Below are 14,963 nucleotides of genomic sequence, written 5' to 3' on the forward strand. Positions count from 1 at the left end.
CCCACCTATTTAATTTTAACTTTATTTAATTCAATACTAAGCGTTAGCCATTATATCCTTTAAAGTTATATCTTTTTCAAATACTGTTTGACCATCAACTTCAGTAGCTAATGCAACTAAGCATTTTTCAACTAATTTTCTTCTTAAAGCTTTTTCCTCAGCTGGATCTAACTTAGGATTTCCAAGAGGATGAGGTATAGCTATAGCTGGAACTATTCTGTTAGCTCCAACAGTTAAAGATATAGGTACTACTGTACAGATATGAACAACTGGAAGACCAGCTCTTTCTATCTCTTTTACCATCGTTGCACCGCAACGAGTACAAGTACCTCAAGTAGATGTTAGTATTACAGCGTCAACGCCTGCAGCTATTAACTTTTGAGCGTATTCAGCAGCAAACTTTTTAGAACTTGCAACAGCAGTTCCGTTACCTGTAGTTGAATAGAAGAACTCATGTAAAGAACCTATAGCTCCTTCTCTTTCTAAGTCTCTTAAAACATCTACTGGTAAAACTCTATCTGAGTCTAAGTTACAATAAACTGGGTCGAATCCACCATGAGCAGTTTCGTAAGTTTCTTCAGTTAAATCGTTAACTCCTGCTATAGAGTATTCACCGTATTTAGATGCAGAAGAAGATTCTATTCTATCTGGGTTTCCTTTAGGAACTATACCACCAGAAGTAACTAGAGCTATTTTAGCCTTAGATAAATCTTTTACAGCTGGTTGTGGATCAACTCTATCAAAGTTCGGCATTGGATATTCAGTTACGAAATCTTCACCTTTTATTTTCTTTAATAACATATCTACAGCTCTTTTAGAACCTCTTTCTTTAGCGAAGTAGTTAACTCTTATTCCTCTTTCTATATAACTTTCTTCAGCTGGAGATCCTATTTCTTCTTTATTAACTAATTTTTTAGCTAATGAAGCTATTTTTGGAAGAGCCTTTCTCATACCAGCAGCAGAGTCAGATGTTGATATTATATATACATCTTTTTTGAACATATCTGCTCCTGGGTTTTCAATATACATTCCTGTTAAAGCTGGTATATCTAATTCGTCTTTTACGAATGTAGTTATTGCTCCTGCAGCAACCCCGTATCTTCCTGCATTGAACGCTGGTCCAGCTATAAATAATTGTGGTTCGAAGCTCTTAACCATTTCTAATACTTCTTGGCTAGCAGACTCCATGTTTTCTCCGAAATAACTGTCTCCGCAAACTACAGTTCCAACTACTTCTATTTCATCCCCTAATAACTTGTTCAATTGTAAACTTATTGGAGGTAATTTTTCAGCTATATGTGGTTTCGTATCAGCTTTTTCTTCCCCTCCAATTCCTGCGAAGAATTGGTTTACGTAGTGAACTACTTTTATCTTTTCCATCTTTATCTCAACCCCTTTTGATTTAATTAGGCATTATATTTGCAGAATTGACCTCTTATATCGTTCATTTCTTCAACTATTTCATCAACTTCAAGAACCATTTCCATCATACTTATTTGATCTTCGTAAACTGACTCATCAAATAATTCTTTCATTTCTGGTTCAACAACATGATAAACAGATAATCCTAACTCAACACCAGCAAGTGGTCCAGCGAAAGTTGGATCTCCAGCAGTTACTGTTTCAGCTGCAAGACCTGCAGCTTCGGCTTCAGCAGCACCTAGTAAAACCACAACATTTTCAGCACCGAATTTTTCAGTAGCATCTTTAACTCTGTTTTGGTTTTCTAAGTCCATAGCCCCAGCAGCAGTTCAGACAAAACATTCTGTTGAAGCAAAAACTATTTCAGTATTTTCTACAGTGTTTACACACTCTTCTATCGCAGGTCCCGGAATTCCGTCACGGTCACCTATGATTATGATCTTTTTATTACTTAATAAGCTCATAATATATCTCCTTTTCCCATTTATTTTAATATTGTCATCTTAATACCTTTTTAAATTCTCATTGCACTCATTTTTATTTTATTCTTATCAGCTATATTATAGAAAATAATTTTTATGACAATTGTAGCGAAGTGGTATTTGTATATTGTTGACGAAACACTTAAAGTCCACAGGACTTTGTGTAAAGGAAACAATATCAAATGTCACGAAGCGACCATTCATAATATTTTTTCTTAATACCCCTTAGCTGTTAAGAATCCGAATCCTGTTTCATTAGTAGCTCCAGTTATTACTTGTATCTCAGCTTCTATAGATCCATCTTCTCTTAAAGATCCAGCAGCTCCACCAGCTATAACATCGGCAACTTCAACGTGTCCTATAACTCTGTCCATCTTAGGTAATACAACAACTTGGTTAGCATTACCACCAGTTACAACAGCGTTAGCTTTAGCATCAGCATCAGCTAATGATTGAGATGCTCCATCTCTACCAGCATACTCATCTGTAACTATAACAGTTTGAACACCTTGACCTTCTATTTTCTTGCAGTTCATTATAAGGTCTGTATCTGGGTTACCAAATCCTTCTTGAGATACTATTACAGCATCTAAGCCTAATTGTTTACATAATTTAGCAGTCCAGTTAGAAGATCTTTCTTTATCTGCTAGGTATACGTTTTCATTAGTTATAATAACTCCTACAAAGTTTATTTCTTTTCCATGTTGTAGGTATAAATCTTCAACTACTGAATTGTTCATGTGTACATAACTTGGGTTTTTATCACAAGCAGAAACACAGTTACCACTTACTATAGCTCCGTCCATTAATTCAGTTGGGTATAATAATGTTGGTACTATTTGCTTAGCGTCAACTCCGTAAACATATGTGTCATGTAATAACCCTTGAGTTTGAAGCATGTATACATATCCTACTTTTGGAAGTTCTGGATACTCTGCTATTGACTCTAATAATGGTTTAGTTTCATACTCTACAACTTCATCTGGAGTTAAGTTTCTAGCAACTTCTCCTAAGTATGTAGCAGCTTTGAATCCTATCATTCTAACAGCTCTTTCGTGGTCGTATTGCTTTAATCCATCTATTGGTTCAGCTATAACCACAACGTTGTTTAACTTAGAGAATGGTGTATATTCAGCTCCAGGACCAGTCATATCTATTATACCTTCTTGGAAACCAACTATTTTACCAGTTGTTACAACTCCAACATTTTTAAGTGCATGAGTTCTACCTTCTCCTACAGTATCTACCTTTGATATAACTCCTGGGAATATTCCTCCATTACCATCAACTTTTACTCTCGGTTCTATAACGTCTTTAACTGGTATTATTCTAACGCTTTCCCCTGGACGAACTATATCTAAATCTATTGATTTTATATGTTCATCTCCACCAATTTCTTTTAACATCTCTTCTTTGTTGATGTATAATACTGAATCTTTAACTTCTGTTACTGCTCCAAATTGTACATCTTTTATAAAGATTTTCCCTAACTCAAGACGCATATTGGCACCCCCTAATTTTTTGAACTTAATTTATTTTAACGGGGAATTGAATCCCCATTAATTTCTTATAAGTGCTTCTTTATCATAGCTTCTATATTAGAAACTGTAGCATCATCTTTTGTTACTTCATCTATTTTAGCTCCATCTTTGTATATAGCTATAGTTGGAAGACCTAAAACCTTCTCTTTTATAGCAACTCTTCTAGCTTTAGTTATATCGAATTTACAAAACTTTATGTTTTCCCCATACATTTCTGCAAATTTTTCTATATCTGGAAGTAATGCTTTACAAGGCTCACAACCTTGACTCCAGAAATCAACTAATACTATCCCTTCTGCTTCTAATACTTCTGGATCGAATGTATTTTTTTCTAATGATATCATTTCAGTATCCCCCTTATTGGATTTTATATATTTTAATATATTTTTAATATATTAATAGCTACTTTAATTTAAGTACCGTTCACTAAGTAATGTTTAATTTAATAAACATCATCCCCCGATAACCTTGTTAAACGTACTTTTTTATTAACAATTAGTAACTTCTTCTTCGAAGTTTGCTTCTACATATTTTTCAGCTGTTACTGCAGCTATAGCTCCATCAGCAGTTGCTGTGACAACTTGTCTTAATGATTTAACTCTACAATCTCCTGCAGCAAATACACCAGGTATATTTGTTAACATGTTATCATCTGTTTTGATGTATCCACGTTCATCCATATCCACTTTACCTTTGAATAACTCTGTTTGAGAATCAAATCCTACGAACATGAATATTCCCATAGTTCCATCTTCTTCATCAGCGAAGTATTCATTAGTTTCACCTGTTTGAGTATTTCTAAATACTACTGATTCAACTAATCCATCACCTTTTATTTCATCTATAACTGTATCTAATAAAAATTCTATTTTTTCATTAGCTCTTGCCTTATCTTCTATAGATTTAGCACATCTTAAACCTTGTCTTCTATGAACTATAGTAACTTTTCTAGCAAACTTAGTTAAGTATAATGCTTCTTCTATAGCACTATCTCCTCCTCCAACTACGAATACTTCGAAATCTTCAAAGAAGTCAGCGTCACATGTAGCACAGTAAGAAACTCCTTTACCTGTTAATTCTCTTTCTCCTGGGCATCCTAATTTTTTAGGAGTAGCTCCAGTAGCTATTATAACAGTTTTAGCTCTGTACTCACCTTTTTCACCTTTTAATACTTTTATGTTTCCATCTAATTCAGTGTCGACTATAGAGTCTCTAACTATTTCAGCACCGAATTCTTTACATTGCTCTACCATTCTAGCTATTAAGCTTGGTCCAGTAGCATTTTCAACTGATCCTGGATAGTTAGCAACTTCATGAGTTATAACTATTTGTCCACCAGTTTTTCCTTTTTCAAGTATTAAAGTCTTCATTTTAGCTCTTGCGCCGTAAAGACCAGCTGCAAGACCTGCAGGTCCACAACCTATTATGACTATGTCATATAAATTTTCCATTATCTCGACCCCCTATTTTTATTAATATATATACACCAAAGTTTATACATATTGTATTCTTTGGATTGTATTTCTCATTATATCAAAATCAATTACTCTGAAATCGTCCAAAACTTTTTCAGTCCACATAGGAGTTAACTTGTTGTTTTTAAATTTTTCTGCTGTTTCTATGGCTTCTTCTATTAAGTTTAATGAATTTGTGTCTAGAGATTTCCCCTTTTTAATTATGACTGTACGATATGGTGTCTCATTGGGTTTTACGCTCCCATATAGCGGATGTGATAATAATTCATACCCCTTATGAACTAAATCCCTACATTCCTTTAATGTTCCTATATAGTCAGCGTCTAACATTATAACTTCTTTGTCAGTAACGTTTTCCTGAATCATAGGATTGTTAGTGATTATTAACATTTGTCTACACTCACTTTCAAAATTTCTTTTGTTAAACTAAAAAACAGGAAACTAAGTCCCCACTTAGTTCCCTGTCAAAATGTCTTTCAGAGATCCGTCCAGTTAAAGTCCTTTTACCTGAGAATTTCATTTAAATCCTTTTGGGATGAATTTAAATTTGTCCCTTCGGTCATCTCTAATTTCCCCAAATTAGAGACCGTCTCATTTAACCTTCAAACGGTTTAATTTTTAATTTTGTCTTTGCCCCTTAGGTGCTTTTCTTAATTACATTATATCTAGCTTGGTAAATATATACAATACTTTTTTAAATATTTTTTTATGTTTTTTTGTTGATATTGTCCATTTTTTGTCAAACCGTTGATATAGCTATAATCTTTTTATTAACTTCTTTGCATAGATTTTATCTATTAAGTTAATTTTCTAACTTTCAATTTATATTTATTCTAATTTCTTTTAAGTATTCCTTTTTTATGCCTTTATTTTTTAATTTTTTTTAACCATATCATATGTTAAACAAACAGGTTTTTTTGTTCGCGGATCTTCAACAATTTCTGCATCAATATTAAAAATTTCTTTTAGATTTTCTTTTGTCATAACATCATGAGCTTCACCTTCACATACAATTTTGCCTTTTTTAATTCCTATCATATGATCTGCAAATCTAGATGCATTATTTAACTCATGAATAACCATTACAATAGTTCGTTTTTCATTTTTATTTAATTCATCTAATAACTGTAAAATTTCTAATTGATGAGCTAAATCTAAATATGTTGTAGGTTCATCTAGTAATAATATATCTGTTTCTTGTGCAAGAGCCATTGCTATCCAAGCCCTTTGTCTTTGCCCACCAGATAAATCATCAATATTCCTATCTCTAAATTCAGATATTTTTGTAACTTCCATAGCCCAGCTTACAATATCCTTGTCTTCTTTATTCATCTTTCCAAATCCCTTTTGATGAGGAAATCTACCATAAGATATTAATTCTTCTACAGTAAGTCCGTTTGGAGCTTGTGGATTTTGTGGAAGTACTGCCATTTCTTTTGCAATATCTGTTGGATTTTCCTCATGAAGATTTTTCCCATTTATATAAATACTTCCGCTTTTTGGATTTATTATTCTTCCTATAGTTTTTAAAATAGTAGATTTACCACATCCGTTAGCTCCTATTATTGTAGTTATTTTTCCTTTTGGTATATTTAAATTTAAGTTTTTTACAATATCTATATTTCCATAAGATATGTTTAAGTCCTTAGTTATTATTGAGTTCATAATTTTCACCTCTTTCTAATCTGCTAATATTAAATATATAAAGTAAGGTACACCTATTATAGATATAACTATTCCTACTGGTATTTCTATTGGTGCTAGTAAATTTCTAGATACAGTATCAGATGCTAATATGAGTAGTATTCCTATTAATGCTGATATAGGTATTAATCTTTTATGTTTAGGCCCAACAAGCTTTCTAGCAATGTGAGGTGAAACTAATCCTAAAAATGAAATACTTCCGGCTACTGATGTTGCAACTCCTGCTAATATAACTGCATAAGTTATTAGCTTTTTTCTTTCCTTTTCTACATTAACACCAAGCCCTGTAGATATTTCATCTCCTAAATTTAATACATCTAGGTATCTTGACTTATATATTGCAAGAAACATAAATACTATTATAAAAGGTAGTATTGCTAGTACATACTTCCAGTTACTACCCCATATACTTCCTGATGTCCATGCCATTACTCTATTAAATTCTTGAGTAGTAAATTTCAATTGGAAAATTGTCATTATAGATGTAAATGCTATATTTATACCTATTCCTATTAAAAGTAACCTTTGAGAGCTAATGCCCTTTTTAAATGCTAATACATATATTAAGAAAGCTCCAAATAATGCCCCAAGTAATGCAACTATAGGCATTGTAAATATAGTTAAATTACTTACTCCATCATATACATTTCCATTCATTAAATATATATATACTACAACAAATAATGCAGCTCCCGAGTTTATACCTAATATTCCTGAATCTGCTAAATCATTTTTAGTAACTCCTTGAAGTATAGCACCTGCTGTAGATAATGCACTTCCTACTAATATTGCAATAACTATTCTAGGTAGCCTTAATTTAAAGATTGCTATTTCATAATTTCTCTGTCCTTGTCCTATAAATGTTTTTAATACATCTATAGGTGCTATTTTAAACGATCCCATATTTAAACTTATCAACATAGTAATAAATATAAGTGCTAATAAAATCGATGCTATTAATATAATTTTAGACTTTTTATTATTAGTTTTCATTTTATCTAGTTTCCTTTCTTACAAGATATATAAAGACCGGTACTCCTATAAGTGCAGTTATTGAACCTACTGGTGTTTCATACGGTGGATTTATCATTCTTGATAAGATATCACTGTAAACTAATAACAAAGACCCTAAAACTAAAGAACTAGGTATTATATATTTATAATCTGCTCCAACTATTCCTTTTGCAATTTGAGGCACTACAAGACCTATAAATACAATATTTCCAGCAACAGACACACTTGCTCCTGTCATTAAAACTACTACTACTAACGATATAAATCTTACTAAATTAGTTTTTTGTCCAAGTCCTATAGCAACTTCTTCACCTAAGCTTAATATTGTAATTCTCGGAGCCATTATCATAGCTACTATAAAACCTATCCCTCCGATAATTAATAAAAGCTTTACACCTTCCCATTTAGCACTTACTAATCCTCCAGAAATCCAAAAGCTTAATTGTTGAGATAAGTTAAAGTACATAGCAAACGCCATAGCCAATGACACTAATAATGTACCTAATGCTGTTCCTGCTAATGCTAATTTTACTGGATCAACTTTTTTTCTCGTTCTAGAACTTATAAAGTAAACTAACAATCCACTTATACTAGCTCCTAAAAAAGAAAATATCATAAGTCCAAAACTTCCCGGTGCAAACCCTGGCACTACTTTTTGTAAAACTAAATCTATAGCTATAGTAAATGTAGCTCCTTGTGTTATACCCATTACAGATGGATCTGCTATAGGATTTCTCGTAATACCTTGCATTATAGCACCCGATACAGCTAAAAACCCTCCAACTAACGCTGCCGCTATAGCTCTTGGCATTCTAACATCTCTAATTATTTTTGTATCTACATCACTTGAATTGGATATAAAACTATTTATCATGGTATTTAAGCTTATATCCTTAGGTCCCATTGATACCGATATAAAAATACCAATAAAAAGAATTGCTATTCCAATTGTAATTAATAAATAAGCCGAACTCTTTTTACTTAATTTCATGTCTAAACATACCTTTCTATATTTCTATGATTAAAAACAGGTGTGAAAATGAAATCCATTATACACACCTGCTATACTAAATTACTTTATTAATTCATTTTTAACTGATTCTAATAATAACTCTCTACCTATAGGGTTATATGATTGAGTAAAGTATGGCGAAGCATCTAAGATTGTTACATTTCCATCTTTTACAGCTCTAATTTGTGACCATACTGAACTATTTTCTAAATCTTTTTTATCAGAATCCGTAGCTATAACAATAATGTGATCTGCATCTATTTCAGTTAAACCTTCCATACTAACCGTTGGTAATGTTATACCATCTTGCTTTGGCATATTTTCAGGTCTAGCTAATTTCATGTCATCATTTACAATAGTTCCTATACCCGCATCACTAAATACCATAAATTGACCTTGAGTTGCTAAAACTGTTAAGTATGTTTGATCTCCATTTTTAGCTACAACTTCTTTTCCAAGTCCTTCAGCTTTTTTATCATAATTGCTTAGCCACTCTTTAGCTTTATCTTCTTGGTTAAATAACTTTGAAACATCTATTAATTTACTTCTCCAATCATTTGCGTAGTCTTTTATCATAACTACTGGAGCAATCTCTTTTAATTGATCATATATTTTTTCTTGTCTTTGACTCATTATTATTAAGTCTGGATTTGTTCCTAAAATTGCTTCAACATCCATAGTATCCATCATTGAATGTCCTACAACTTTAGTATCTTTTAATTTATCTTCTATGTATGAAGGTACTTTAGTAGTTTCATAAGAGTCTACATTAGCTGTAGCAACTGGAGTGTGTCCTAAAATTAAAAGTTCTTCACTGCTTCCCGAAATATCTACTATTCGTTTTGGATCTGCTGGTATTTCAACATCTCCTTTTACTGATTGAACCGTTCTTTTTTCATTACTTTCTTTATTTGATGAATTACCACCTGCACATCCAGTAACTAGCCCTAACGTTGCTACTACTGCTGCAAGCAATACTAATGACTTTCGTTTTTTCATGAATAAACCTCCCAATTATTTTTAATTACTATTTGAAATTAATTATCACTTTTATTTGTTCCCATTATAGCAACATTGAGAATAATAGTCAATTACTTTTATAATTTCCCATTATTTTCTTGAAATATTTTTTCTTAAACGCAAAAAAGATGTGAATTTTATTTCACATCTTCTCCATCCCACTATAATTTTAAAATAGCGAAGGGTGGTAGTTGTTATTTTCGTAATACTTCAAGTCTGAAAGACTTTGTATGGAGAAAATAATAACTACCACCCTAGCTGCATAACCTACATATTCTTATCATTTATAGATTGTAAATATTCATCTATACTTTCAATAACACTACTTACACAACCTTTTTCAAAAGGAGATTTTAAATTGGCATATTTAACAATATCTAAGAAAGACTTAGTTCCACCTATTCTACAAATATTTAGATAATCTTGCCATCCTTTAACTCTATCAACTTGCATCTTCTTCCAGAATTGAAGTGCACAAATTTGAGCTAATGTATAATCTATATAATAGAATGGGTTTTTAAATATGTGGCCTTGCTTAAACCACCATCCACCTCTTTCTAAGAAATCATTACCTTCATAATCCTTGTGTGGTTGATATTTTTTTTCTAAATCTCTCCAAACTAATTTTCTTTCATCTTTTGTCATATTTGGATTTTCATATATTATGTGTTGAAACTCATCTACTAAAACTCCATAAGGTATAAATTTGATAGCACTACCTAAATGAACAAATTTATATTTATCAGTATCTTCTTTAAAGAAAAGTTCCATCCAAGGCCAAGTTATAAATTCCATACTCATAGAGTGTATTTCACAGCTTTCATATGTTGGGAAGTTTATATCAGGAATTTCAATCCATCTTGACATATAAACTTGGAATGCATGTCCAGCTTCGTGAGTTAAAACATCTATATCATCTGCTGTTGAGTTAAAGTTTGAGAATATGAAAGGCGCTTTATATTCTGGTATATATGTACAATATCCGCCAGCACCTTTTCCTTTTTTAGTTTCTAAGTCCATTAACTCATGATCCATCATATATTTAAAGAACTCATCAGTTTCCTTAGAAAGCTCTGAATACATTAAAATACCATTTTTCATTATAAAGTCAGAGTCTCCTTTAGGTTTTGCATTCCCACTATTAAACTCAAAGTTTTCATCAAAGTATCTAAATTGTTGAAGTCCTAATCTTTCCTTTTGTCTTTTATATAATTTATTTGCAACAGGAACTATATACTCATTAACTTGTTTTCTAAAGTTTTCAACCATTTCTGCATTATAATCAGTTCTTAGCATTCTTATGTAACCAAGTTCTACGAAATTTTCAAAACCTAGTTTTTTAGCCATCTTATCTCTTACTTTTACTAGTTTATCAAATAAGTCATCAAATTTTTTCTCATTTGCTTCAAAGAATCCATAATATGCTTGTGATGATTTTTCTCTTTCATCTCTAAATGGAGATGTCATATAAGGCCCTAATCCTGAAAGGTTTCTTTCTTCTCCATCAAAAGGAATTTTTGCAGATGCTAAGAGTTTAGTATATTCTGATGCTAATTTATTCTCTTCTTGTAACTCAGCTATTATTTCTTTAGAAAATGCCTGTAAGGAATAGTCAGCTATAGACATGAATTGCTTTCCTAAATCTTTTGTCAGTTTGTCTTTAAATTTTGAATCCACAAGTGCTTTATAAAATAGTGAGTTTAACTCTTCATAATGAGGTCCATTTTCATCCCAATATTCTTTTTCTTTTGCATAAAATTCATCTTCAGTATTTATACTGTATCTTATAGAAACTAATGTTGCCATACTATCTATATGATTTCTTAGTGTATTGATCTCATCTATATTTTTTCTAAGTTCATCATAATTTTTGCTAGTTTCTATGTTTTTCACTAGATTTTTAAATTCATCTTTTATTTTTTCATAATTAGGTCTTTTGTATTTAAAATCCTTAAATTTCATTTTATCACCTCGTTATATATTATTTGTAGTTTTAGCTTATGTTAAAAGCTATAATTTATGTAAATTTTTACTAATTTATATCTTTAAACTTACTTTACTATACGTATAATTTAAAGTCAATTAACCCACTATTCATTTAATTTTTGTATTTTACTAACCCCTAATCTATTGATAAATTTTTGACTATACTATAAACTGTACTTAACAAATTAAATTGATTTATTGGGAGGAAATTATGTATAAACTAATCGCATTAGACATAGACGGTACATTACTAAATAGTGAAAAACAAGTTACACAAGAGGTTTTTGATGCAATACAAAATGCAAAACAAAAAGGTGTTAAAGTTGTATTATCAACTGGTAGACCACTTCCAGGGGTTCAAACTTTATTAAAAGAATTAAAGCTTAATGACGAAGAAAATTATGTTGTTACATTTAATGGTGGACTTGTTCAAGAAATTACTTCTCAAGATGTTATTTCTAATATAGAAATGAGTCATGAAGATTTTGATTATATATATAATGAATTAGCTAAAAAGCATGATATAAAAATTCATATAAACACTCCAGATTCTTTGGTTGTTCCTTATACAGAAGTTCCTAAATACAGTGTTCATGAATCTACACTTAATAACATTCCTGTTATTTGTATGGATGAAAATGAAATTAATTCAGATTTAACATTCTGTAAAGTTATGCTAGTTGATGAGCCTGAAATTATAGAAGATATCATAACTAAAATTCCACAAGAGTTCCATGATAAATACACTATAGTTCGTTCAGCTCCATTTTTCTTAGAATTTTTAAATAAGAAAGTTAACAAAGGTTCAGGCTTACAAGCTTTATGTGATAAGTTAGGCATAGATCCTTCTGAAGTTATAGCAGTTGGAGATGAAGAAAACGATAGACATATGATAGAGTTTGCAGGTCTTGGAGTTGCTATGGGCAATGCTAGAGATAGTATAAAAGAAATTGCTAATCATGTTACTGAAACTAATAATAACCATGGTGTTGCTAAGGTTATATCTGACTTTATATTATAGATTTTAAATTTATTTTAATATTGGTGAACTATGTTAATGCTTAATTCAGCAGTAATTTAGTTCACCTTTTCATTATAATTAATATCAATTCAAATTGTACTTATATCTAATCCAATACTTTCATCTAGACCTACAATTGGTATTTCTAAATTATTTTTCTTTAATAATTTTTCTAGTTCTTCAATAAATATTCCTTTTCCATCTACCATCTTTATATCATTTAATTTTTCGGATAAATTATTACATCCACTTAACTCTCCAAACCAGTTATCAGAACTACAAGTTTTACTATATCCGCAACTAGGACTTCCATCTATAGCTATTATAGCTTTAATTTTGTAATTATTCTTAATATAATTTTCAAATTGCTTTATATAGGGATGTAGCATGATTTTACATTGATCTTTATAAAACAAATTATCAAATTGTTCTTTTACATGTCCCCATCTTTTAATCCCATACATAACCATCTCTGGGCAAGGTAATTGAATTATTCCATACCCACTACTTAAAATTTGTAAAGAAACATTATGTGACCCTTTATCATTAGATAGTCCTTCCACTTTAGAGTTACAATTTAATATACAGTGGCAAACAGCTACTATTTCCCTTTTTCTTTCCATATATATCTCCTTAATTTTATTAATATTTTCATAGTATCACAGTAAATAATTGGTGTGTTATAGATTTTTACTATTTTAGACAATTTACTTATAAATATTTCCGATTTCAAAAATTGATAGTTTTGTATTATTATTAATTATGTACTAATAATTTAATTGCGGAGGAAATCGTAATCATGAATACAAAAAAAATAACATTTAGCGCAATGTGTATATTAGTAAATATAGTTTTCGGTATGTTTGTCGGTATGTTAAACATTCCATTACTATTTTTAGATACCGTTGGAACAGTACTTGGGGCTGTTGTACTTGGACCTTTATGGGGAGCACTTATAGGGGGAGGAACAAATTTAGTCCTTGGTGTAATATCAGACCCTACAAATATACCATTTGCTTTAGTTAATATAGCACTAGGTGTTATAGTTGGATTTATAGCTAGAAAAAAATCATTCGGTTACAAAGAGTCTATACTTACAGGATTATTATTAGCTGTAGTTTGTCCTTTAATAGGAACACCTATTTCAATACTATTATTTGGAGGTTTAAGTGGAAGTGGAGCAGACTTATTGGTTGGATTTTTAGTTCAATCTGGACAAGAAATTTTTACAGCTGCTTTTATCCCAAGAATTATTAGTAATATAGTAGATAAACCTTTATCTTGTATTTTAGTGGTTTATTTCTTAAGTAAAATGCCAAAAAACTTTATATCTCAGTTTTCTAAACAGACTTATAAAGTTTCATAATATAATAACCTTTTTAAAGCACTCTGTAAAAAAGGGTGTCGCATTAATATTTGCGACACCCTTTTTTCATGTAATCTATTATCTATTTATATAACTCAAATAATTTATCTTCTTTAATTAAAAATATATGTTCATCGATACCTTTAGTTGTTCCAATTGCAGAAATATATTTAGGTTGATCAATGATAAAGTTACTTTCTGAAGTTTCATTTTTTATAAAATTATCTACAGTTAAAATTTCATCTACTGCAAGACCTATAAATCTATTATTTTGCATAATTACAATTACCATATCATGATAATTATCTTTAAAAATATCTTTTGTTTTATCTAATAATTCAAGTACTTTTTCCATATATTGTTTTTCTGCTTTATTAAGCAAATCTACCAAATTTTTTTCCCTAATCTCTTCATTTTTTTCTTTTTTACATTTTTCAACTTCGATAGCTATTTCATGAAGTAAAGTATGTGGTGAATCTATTTTTTTCATATGAAAATTTATACTTTGTATATCAGTTGAAAAATTATCATACCATTTACCAAATGCACATTGATGTGGATCTGTAGTTAAAGTAAATTCTCTATTTTCATTTACTGAATTTTTCAATTCATTTACCCACTTAATATGATCATTTTTTCTAATATCTATCATAGATTTAAAATCTTCATATTCTTCTTCAGATGATTTACATCCAAATAAGTTTCTCATACTCATAACTGGTACTATTTGATTTCTTAATTGCATAACCCCTAGTTCACATTTCTCACTCTTTTGTATTGAAGTTATATTATCAGGAAACTCAGTTAATGCAATTGTAACGCTACTATCAATTGCATATAAATTATCAGCTACCCTAAATATAACATGAGGCAATCTTTCTTCATTTATCATCGTTAAATTCCCTTCCTTAAAATGATAT

15 protein-coding genes and 1 riboswitch are annotated in these 14,963 nt (G+C 30.5%); of the genes, 2 read left to right on the forward strand and 13 right to left on the reverse strand.

Going from position 1 to position 14,963, the window contains the following annotated elements:
* Positions 1-36 precede the first annotated feature (36 nt).
* The 11 genes from grdB to ACRDDE_RS03760 form a co-directional block, all read right to left on the reverse strand.
* Positions 37-1,380 (reverse strand): glycine reductase complex selenoprotein B, encoded by a 1,344-nt coding sequence (gene grdB / locus ACRDDE_RS03710; protein WP_438625615.1) that lies wholly within the window; start codon positions 1,378-1,380, stop codon positions 37-39.
* Positions 1,381-1,406: 26 nt separating this feature from the next.
* Positions 1,407-1,886: a glycine/sarcosine/betaine reductase complex selenoprotein A gene (gene grdA / locus ACRDDE_RS03715; RefSeq protein WP_438625617.1), complete on the reverse strand. Its 480-nt coding sequence runs from the start codon at positions 1,884-1,886 to the stop codon at positions 1,407-1,409.
* A 233-nt stretch (positions 1,887-2,119) separates the two neighbouring features.
* A complete protein-coding gene (locus ACRDDE_RS03720; protein ID WP_438625619.1) occupies positions 2,120-3,406 on the reverse strand; it encodes a glycine/sarcosine/betaine reductase component B subunit in 1,287 nt (428 codons plus the stop codon).
* A 65-nt stretch (positions 3,407-3,471) separates the two neighbouring features.
* A complete protein-coding gene (gene trxA, locus ACRDDE_RS03725) occupies positions 3,472-3,789 on the reverse strand; it encodes a thioredoxin TrxA (protein WP_114542129.1) in 318 nt (105 codons plus the stop codon).
* Positions 3,790-3,933: 144 nt separating this feature from the next.
* Positions 3,934-4,896 carry a thioredoxin-disulfide reductase gene (gene trxB, locus ACRDDE_RS03730; protein ID WP_438625621.1) on the reverse strand — a complete coding sequence of 321 codons (963 nt, stop codon included), beginning with the start codon at positions 4,894-4,896 and terminating at the stop codon, positions 3,934-3,936.
* Positions 4,897-4,938: 42 nt separating this feature from the next.
* Positions 4,939-5,310, reverse strand: coding sequence for a GrdX family protein (locus ACRDDE_RS03735; protein ID WP_438625623.1), 372 nt, complete (start codon positions 5,308-5,310; stop codon positions 4,939-4,941).
* 95 nt (positions 5,311-5,405) lie between these two features.
* Positions 5,406-5,526, reverse strand: a riboswitch (glycine riboswitch).
* Positions 5,527-5,793: 267 nt separating this feature from the next.
* A complete protein-coding gene (locus tag ACRDDE_RS03740) occupies positions 5,794-6,585 on the reverse strand; it encodes an ABC transporter ATP-binding protein (protein ID WP_438625625.1) in 792 nt (263 codons plus the stop codon).
* Positions 6,586-6,600: 15 nt separating this feature from the next.
* Positions 6,601-7,617 carry a FecCD family ABC transporter permease gene (locus tag ACRDDE_RS03745; RefSeq protein ID WP_438625626.1) on the reverse strand — a complete coding sequence of 339 codons (1,017 nt, stop codon included), beginning with the start codon at positions 7,615-7,617 and terminating at the stop codon, positions 6,601-6,603.
* Position 7,618: 1 nt separating this feature from the next.
* Positions 7,619-8,629, reverse strand: coding sequence for a FecCD family ABC transporter permease (locus ACRDDE_RS03750; RefSeq protein ID WP_438625628.1), 1,011 nt, complete (start codon positions 8,627-8,629; stop codon positions 7,619-7,621).
* An 81-nt stretch (positions 8,630-8,710) separates the two neighbouring features.
* Complete coding sequence (locus ACRDDE_RS03755; RefSeq protein WP_438625630.1) at positions 8,711-9,649, reverse strand: iron-hydroxamate ABC transporter substrate-binding protein; 939 nt, start codon at positions 9,647-9,649, stop codon at positions 8,711-8,713.
* A gap of 288 nt (positions 9,650-9,937) precedes the next feature.
* The gene (locus ACRDDE_RS03760; protein ID WP_438625631.1) at positions 9,938-11,632 is read right to left on the reverse strand and encodes a M3 family oligoendopeptidase; all 1,695 of its coding nucleotides are present in this window, start codon (positions 11,630-11,632) and stop codon (positions 9,938-9,940) included.
* A 235-nt stretch (positions 11,633-11,867) separates the two neighbouring features.
* On the opposite strand from ACRDDE_RS03760, the gene yidA reads away from it, so the two are divergent.
* Entirely contained in the window at positions 11,868-12,677 is an 810-nt protein-coding gene (yidA, locus tag ACRDDE_RS03765; RefSeq protein WP_438625633.1) for a sugar-phosphatase, read from the forward strand.
* A gap of 89 nt (positions 12,678-12,766) precedes the next feature.
* On the opposite strand, the gene ACRDDE_RS03770 is transcribed toward yidA, so the two are convergent.
* Positions 12,767-13,300 carry a CD3072 family TudS-related putative desulfidase gene (locus tag ACRDDE_RS03770; protein ID WP_438625635.1) on the reverse strand — a complete coding sequence of 178 codons (534 nt, stop codon included), beginning with the start codon at positions 13,298-13,300 and terminating at the stop codon, positions 12,767-12,769.
* Between the two features lie 176 nt (positions 13,301-13,476).
* On the opposite strand from ACRDDE_RS03770, the gene ACRDDE_RS03775 reads away from it, so the two are divergent.
* A complete protein-coding gene (locus tag ACRDDE_RS03775; protein WP_438625636.1) occupies positions 13,477-14,043 on the forward strand; it encodes a CD3073 family putative ECF transporter S component in 567 nt (188 codons plus the stop codon).
* 82 nt (positions 14,044-14,125) lie between these two features.
* On the opposite strand, the gene ACRDDE_RS03780 is transcribed toward ACRDDE_RS03775, so the two are convergent.
* Positions 14,126-14,963, reverse strand: an 838-nt coding sequence (locus ACRDDE_RS03780; protein ID WP_438625638.1) for a CZB domain-containing protein, incomplete at its 5' end; no start/stop codon positions are given.

It is taken from the genome of Paraclostridium sp. (assembly GCF_051656405.1).
Taxonomy (GTDB): domain Bacteria; phylum Bacillota; class Clostridia; order Peptostreptococcales; family Peptostreptococcaceae; genus Paraclostridium.